The following is a 6,665-nucleotide window of genomic DNA, read 5'->3' as shown; positions in this document are numbered from 1 at the left end:
CGATGCCGTAGGAGACGGACAGCCCCAGCCCGGTGCCGGTCGCCTTGGTGGTAAAGAACGGATTGAAGATCTGGTGCATGTTCTCCGGCTTGATGCCGATACCGGTGTCGGAGATGCGCACCTGGAACCCGCCGCCCTCCGGCCCCCGCGAGCTTTCAATCCCCAGCACCCCTCCGCCAGGCATCGCCTGCACCGCGTTGATCACCAGGTTGGTGAAGACCTGGCGCAGTTGGTCGCCGTCGCCGGAAACGAGCTCAACCTCCTGGTCGTAACTCTCCTGCACCTTGATCCCGTCCAGCGGCTCCTGATGGCGGACCTGGGAGATGATCTCGTGCAAGAGCGCGTTGAGCTCAACGGTCCCCATTTCCCTCCGTTCGCGCCGGGCGAACTTCAGCAGATTGGAAACGATCCGCTCGACCCGTTTTACCTGGGCGAAGATGGTGTCGACCTCTTCACGGTTGGGATCCTCGTCGGAGAGGGCAAGCTGCAACAGTTCGGTATTGCCGCGAATGATGGCCATGGGATTGTTGATCTCATGGGCAACCCCGGCGGCGAGTTCGCCGATAGCGGCCAGCTTCTCGACCCGCAGCAGTTCCTCGCGGGTCTGCACCAGCAGCCGGTTCTTCTCCTCAAGCTCCGCCGTGCGCAGCTCGACCTTCTTCTCGAGGTCGCGGTTGAGCTCGATGATCCGCTCCTCACGCTCGGCGAGAGCGGCACTCATCTCGTTGAAGCTCCCGGCCAGGTCACCTATCTCGTCACGGGAGTCGATATTGCTCCTGACGCCCCGCTCACCCGCCGCCAGCCGCCTGGCCAGGATGGAAAGCTCCTTGATCGGCTGGGCCAACCGGCTGCCCAGCACGCCGGAGAAAGCCACACCGATCAGGGTGCAGATGAGGACCACGCTCCCCAAGAGAAGCGCCGTCCCCCCCTGGGCGGAAGAATACTGGCTCTCCGGCATCCCAACGTAAAGCGCCCCGATCGGCACACCCTGCAGCGAACGGATCGGCTCGTAGGCCGCCAGGTACCACTCCGAGGCCACCTGGACACGGCCCACCCAGTGGCCGTCCTCGAGGATGACCTTGCGGAACACCTCTTCGGACAGCTTGGCTCCGGCGGGAGACTGGGAGCTGCTGGCCACCCTGGTACCTTTCAGGTACACACTGGCGCAGCCGATCTTGATCCCCTTGGGCCTGGTCCCCTCATATACCACCCCGCGGATCCGCTCCATCACGGGATGGTTGTTGTTGAGCAGCACGCCGCCGTAGATCGCCCCGGCAACCGCGCCGCCGGGATCGCGTACCGGGACCGCCGCCATCAGAAAGAGTCCCCCATCGGAGGCATCGCCGCCGATGGCCGAGCGCGCCTTCTCCAAAAGAGGCGCTCCTTCCCGGGCGAGGTTACCGGCGGAGAGGACGGTGCTCCCGGTGACCACTTCTCCTTTCAGGGCGCGGGCGACGAAACGGTCTGTTTTCTGGTCGCCATAAACGGCGGGGTTATTGGTGCGATAGACCACCCGGCCGGAGGCGTCAACGACGGCCATGATGTCCAGGTGCTCGTTAGAGCGGACCGGGTCGAGCACCTCGGCCAGCGCCTTCCGGTTTCCGGCCTCGATTGCCTGCCGGGTGGAACCGATGGAGGCGGAGAAGCGAACCACGTCGCAGACACGAGAGAGGTCACCCTGGTAGGCCTCGCGCGCCACGCTCAGGTCGTTTCTTACCTTCTCCTGGGCCTGGCCGGCCACCTTGGCGTTGAGAATGACGATGCCGGCGAGGAAACAGCAGAAGATCGCCACCGCCAGAGGAATCATGGTGGCGACCGTCAGCTTGGTCTTGATAGGAAAGCGAAAGGTGGAGAATTTCATCAGGGGATGGGGATGCCGTACTCGGCGATCTTACGGTCCAGCGTGCGGCGCGAGATGCCCAGGATTTCGGCGGACTTGCTCTTGTGATAACCGGTGCCGGCCAGCGTGCGGGCGATGTGGTCCCGCTCCATGTTCTCCAGGGAGACCATCGGGGCGTCGGCGGGAACCTCGATGGGGAACTCCACCCGCTCCGGCTCCTTCTTCCAGAGCGGCAGCTCCTTGGGGGTGAGGCTATCGGTGCGGGCCAGGATGACGGCTCGCTCGATGACGTTCTCCAGTTCCCGGATGTTGCCGGGCCAATCGTAATCGTTCAGCAGCTTCAGCGCTTCAGGCGAGATGCCGGTGACCCTCTTCTGCATCCTCAAAGACGACTTCTTCAGGAAGTGCTCGGCCAGGGGCTGCACGTCCTCGCGGCGGTCCCGAAGCGGCGGCAGCTGGATGCTGATCACGTTCAGCCGGTAGAAGAGGTCCTCGCGGAAGCGCCCCTGGCGCACCTCGTTTTCCAGGTTCTTATTGGTGGCCGCCACGAAGCGGATGTCCACGGTGAGCGGCTTGGTGGAGCCGACCGGGATGAAGTCGCGCTCCTGGATCACCCTGAGGAGCTTGGCCTGGATAGGCAGGCTCATGTCGCCTATCTCGTCGAGGAAGAGCGTGCCTCCATCCGCCTCCACCAACAGCCCCTTCTGGGTGGCGGTAGCGCCGGTGAACGCCCCCTTCACGTGGCCGAAGAGCTGGCTCTCCAACAGGGTCTCGGTGAGTGCTGCGCAGTTTATGGAAAGGAAGCGGCGCTCCCTGCGGTGGCTGTTGTAGTGGACGGCGCCGGCGATCAGCTCCTTGCCGGTGCCGGACTCGCCGAGGATCAGGATGTTGGCCTCGCTGGCCGCCACCTGCAGCGTCATGTCGTAGATGTCCTGGAAGACCTTGCTCCGGAAGACGATGTTTTCCTGCCGGACCGGCTTTTCCAGCTCCGATTTCAGGGAGAGGTTCTCCTGGACCAGTTGCTCCTTCTCCAGGACGTTCCTGATCATCCCCAGGATCTTCTCTTTCGGGAAAGGCTTGGTGACGTAGTCGTAGGCGCCGAGCTTGATGGCTTCCACGGCGGCATCTATGGTCCCGAAGGCGGTCATCACGATGACCGGCAGCCCCGGCCAGATCTGCTTGGCCTCCTTGAGGACGGTGATGCCGTCCACGTCCGGCATCCGGACATCCTGCAGGAGCAGGTCGGAGTCCTGGGCCTCGCTCCCCCTGATCCGGGCGAGCAGGTCGTTGCCGTTGGTGAAGGTCTCCACCGCGTACCCTTGAGCCTGGAACAACTTCTTCAGGTAGTTGAGTATCCCTTCCTCGTCATCGCAAATGAGAATTTTTCTCAGCGCCATCGCAGCTCCCGCCGTGCATCCGACCTGTCGGCTCCGCGGTCACCTGGATGCGGAGCACGTTTTTATGTAAACGGGATACTAGCACCGCTCCGTTTCCGGTTACAAACTTTTTATTCCCGTTATTGTGTAAACATCTTGGACAGCTGATCGGCCCTTTTCAGCAGGGTGGGGATTCTATATCTCCCCTGCATGCTCAGGATAAACTCTTTTGCCTGGTCCAAAGCGACACCGACGGCGGTGACAAAGAGAGGCCTGAGGCTGCCGCCTCGGCATAGTTCGAACTCGGTACCGATCCCTTTGAAGGAACTCTTGGCAACTCCGATCACCATGACTTTGCCGCCCAGAGCGTCAAAGAGATGCTTGCCCAATCCCGGCCGGTCATGGCCGTCCAGATAGACGAAGCCGTCGACGACGATGCAGTCGGGTTGCAGGCTATGTTCTTTTATCAGCTGGAGGATACAGGGGAGTTCACGCTTGTAGAATTCGCCGGGCTGGTAGGATGCGGGGTGAGGATAGCGGCTGATGAGCTCCTTTTCGGGAGCGTCATCATTCCAGCTTTGAAAGACGACGCCGGCAACGACGGCGTCCTCATCGGAGTATGTGACATCGACGGCGAGGATCATGGTCGACTTATTCTGCTGCCTCAGACACTCCCCCCTTGATAAAGGGGGGGGACGTGACAGCGGGGGATGCAGGGCTACTGTCAACGAAGCATTCGTCGCCTACCGACCTCTTCCGAACAGCTCCGCCCCCGCATCCTCGCGGCCGCACTCCTTCAAGGCAAGCAGACAGTTCTTGCGCTCCTCGGGGAGATGGTAGAGCAGCAGGGATTTCTGCAGCCCCTTCTCGCGGTCGGTCTTGGCCACGTACACCTTTTCACCGGTGAAGGGATCGATCCCCGTGTGATAGATGCAGGTGGACAGGGTACCGGGGGTGGGGGTGAAATCCTGCACCTGCTCGACTTTCATCCCCCAGCGCTTCAGCATGAGCGCAAGGTCCACCATATCGGAGATGGTGCAGCCGGGATGACCGGAGATGAAATAGGGAACGATGTGCTGCTTCTTGCCGATCCTGCCACTCTCTTTCAAGAAGGCATCCCTGAACCGCTCGAAGCTCACGCGTCCGGGCTTGCGCATCACGGAGGTGACGCGGTCGGTGAGGTGCTCAGGGGCGACTTTCAAAAGACCGCTGACGTGGTGCCCGATCAGTTCGCGCAGATACTTGGGCTGGCGCTCCAACAGGTCGTATCGGACACCGGAGGAAACGGCGACATGCTTGACGCCGGCGACGCTACGGGCAGCCGCGAGCAGGCGGGAGCTTTTGGCGTCGTCGGTGACCAGGTTGCCGCAGGGCTTGGGATACAGACAGCTCTCCCGGCGGCAAACGGCTCCGGCCTTGCGATCACCGCAGGACAGCCCGAACATGTTGGCGGTCGGGCCGCCCAGGTCGCTCACGCTCCCCCGGAACCAGGGAAGCGCCGCCAGTTTCTGCAACTCCTGCAGGACGCTCGCCTGGCTTCTCGACTGGATGGTCTTTCCCTGGTGATGGGTGATGGCGCAGAAGGCGCAGCCGCCGAAGCAGCCGCGGTGAGTGGTGATCGAGGTTCGTATCTGCTCGTAGGCCGGGATCGGCGCGCTGTAGCTTGGATGCGGCGCCTTGTTGAAGGGGAGCGCGTAGAGCGCATCCAGCGCATGCTCGGAAAGCGGCTCGGCCGGAGGGTTGCAGACGAGGTAGCGCTCGCCGTGCCGCTGCACCACGATCTTTGCGCAGGCATGGTTCTGTTCCGCAGACAACAGCCGGAAGGACTGGGCGTAGGTCGCCTTCTCCGAAGAGACCTTTTCATAAGCCGGGAGCTCGACGAACTCCTCGTTCTCCGGAATAGCCGAAGAAGCGCAAGCCGTGCCGCGGATATCCTTGATGGCAGCGAACTCCTCTCCCGACTGCAGGCGACGCACCAGTTCCAGCAGCGGCGATTCCCCCATGCCGTACACCAGCAGGTCCGCCTTGGCGTCGAAAAGGACGGAGCGGCGAACCTTGTCCTCCCAGTAATCGTAATGGGCGAAGCGCCTGAGGCTGGCCTCGATGCCGCCAATCACCACCGGCACGTCGCGGTAGGCCTCCTTCAGCCGGGAAGTGTAGATGATGGTGGCCCGGTTGGGGCGGGCGCCGTGGCGGTTGCCGGGGGTGTAGGCGTCGTCGCGGCGAAGCTTGCGCGCGGGCGTATAGTGCGCGACCATCGAATCCATGGCGCCGGCGGCCACTGCGAAGAACAGGCGCGGACGGCCCAGCGCCATGAACGGCTCCTTGCTGCGCCAGTCCGGCTGCGGGATGATCCCCACCCTGAGCCCCTTCGACTCCAAAAGCCTCGCCAGCAGAGGGACGCCGAAGGCAGGGTGATCCACGTAGGCGTCGCCGGTCACGAAGATGACGTCGAGCTGGCTCCAGCCGCGGGCGTTCGCCTCGGCCATGGTGATGGGGAGGAACCTGGAGGTGAAAGCCTGCTTCTGAGGGACGGCCTGCTTCGGCTGCGGCTTGCCCGCCGACGGCTGCCCCGAGGAAGCATTCGGCTTGGAGGCTGCCTGCCTGGGAGTATGCGCCTTCGAGGATTGCGGCTTGGGCTGTTGCTTCTTAGGTGAGTGCGGCTGGGATGAACGCTGCTTTGGAGGCGATGCTTTTTTCATATATGCCTTACGTAAGAACCGGCACCTCCCCCAGCACGGTGGGAGGTGGGGTGGAGGGAACACTGCGTCGAATATTCGACTGTCCCGCCCTTCGTTCCCTCCCCTTCAAGGGGAGGGACAGGGTGAGGATGGGGTTCGTCGACGGTCCGGCAGCGCTCCCCCTCCCTAACCCTCCCCCTTCGGGAGAGGGGACTTAAAACCTGTTACGGGAAGACTGGGAGGATGTCCAGGCCGAGGGTCTCCGGGAGGCCGCACATCAGGTTCATGTTCTGCACTGCCTGGCCGGAGGCGCCTTTCACCAGGTTGTCGATGGCGGAGATGACGATGATCCTGCCGGTCCTCTCGTCCACGACGACGCCGATGTCGCAGAAGTTGGAGCCCCGCACGTGGGCAGTCGAGGGAACACGCCCTTCCGGCAGCACCCTCACGAACGGCTCCCCATCGTAGAAGTTCTCATAGAGTGCAACCAGCTCTGAGGCCTTCACCGTGCCAAGCGGCATGGAGTAGATGGTGGAGAGGATGCCGCGATCCATAGGCACGAGGTGCGGAGTGAAGGAAATGGTGATGTCATTTCCCGCGAGCAGCGACAGCTCCTGCTCGATCTCCGGGATGTGGCGATGCACGCCCCCCACACCATAGGCCTTGTACCCTTCATTCACCTCGCAGTAGAGATTGTCGACCTTGGCGCCGCGGCCTGCGCCGGTGACGCCGGAGGCGGAGTCCACGATGATGGACTTGGGGTCGATC

General features: G+C 62.8%; 4 protein-coding genes and 1 pseudogene. All 5 read right to left on the bottom strand.

The window, feature by feature from the left end:
• Positions 1 to 70: 70 nt before the first annotated feature.
• Positions 71 to 1,807, bottom strand: a pseudogene (locus VJ604_RS13275) (cache domain-containing protein); the annotation flags it as partial.
• A gap of 53 nt (positions 1,808 to 1,860) precedes the next feature.
• Positions 1,861 to 3,237 carry a sigma-54-dependent transcriptional regulator gene (locus VJ604_RS13270; RefSeq protein WP_324083266.1) on the bottom strand — a complete coding sequence of 459 codons (1,377 nt, stop codon included), beginning with the start codon at positions 3,235 to 3,237 and terminating at the stop codon, positions 1,861 to 1,863.
• Between the two features lie 119 nt (positions 3,238 to 3,356).
• Positions 3,357 to 3,944, bottom strand: coding sequence for an endonuclease V (locus VJ604_RS13265; RefSeq protein WP_324083265.1), 588 nt, complete (start codon positions 3,942 to 3,944; stop codon positions 3,357 to 3,359).
• 15 nt (positions 3,945 to 3,959) lie between these two features.
• Positions 3,960 to 5,918, bottom strand: a complete 1,959-nt coding sequence (locus VJ604_RS13260; RefSeq protein WP_324083264.1) for a YgiQ family radical SAM protein — start codon at positions 5,916 to 5,918, stop codon at positions 3,960 to 3,962.
• Between the two features lie 203 nt (positions 5,919 to 6,121).
• Positions 6,122 to 6,665 (bottom strand): Asd/ArgC dimerization domain-containing protein (locus VJ604_RS13255; protein WP_324083263.1); only part of this gene is annotated, 544 nt, incomplete at its 5' end.

This window comes from Geomonas sp., from assembly GCF_035254065.1.
GTDB lineage: Bacteria > Desulfobacterota > Desulfuromonadia > Geobacterales > Geobacteraceae > Geomonas.
This window is presented reverse-complemented; position numbering and strand designations above follow the sequence as displayed.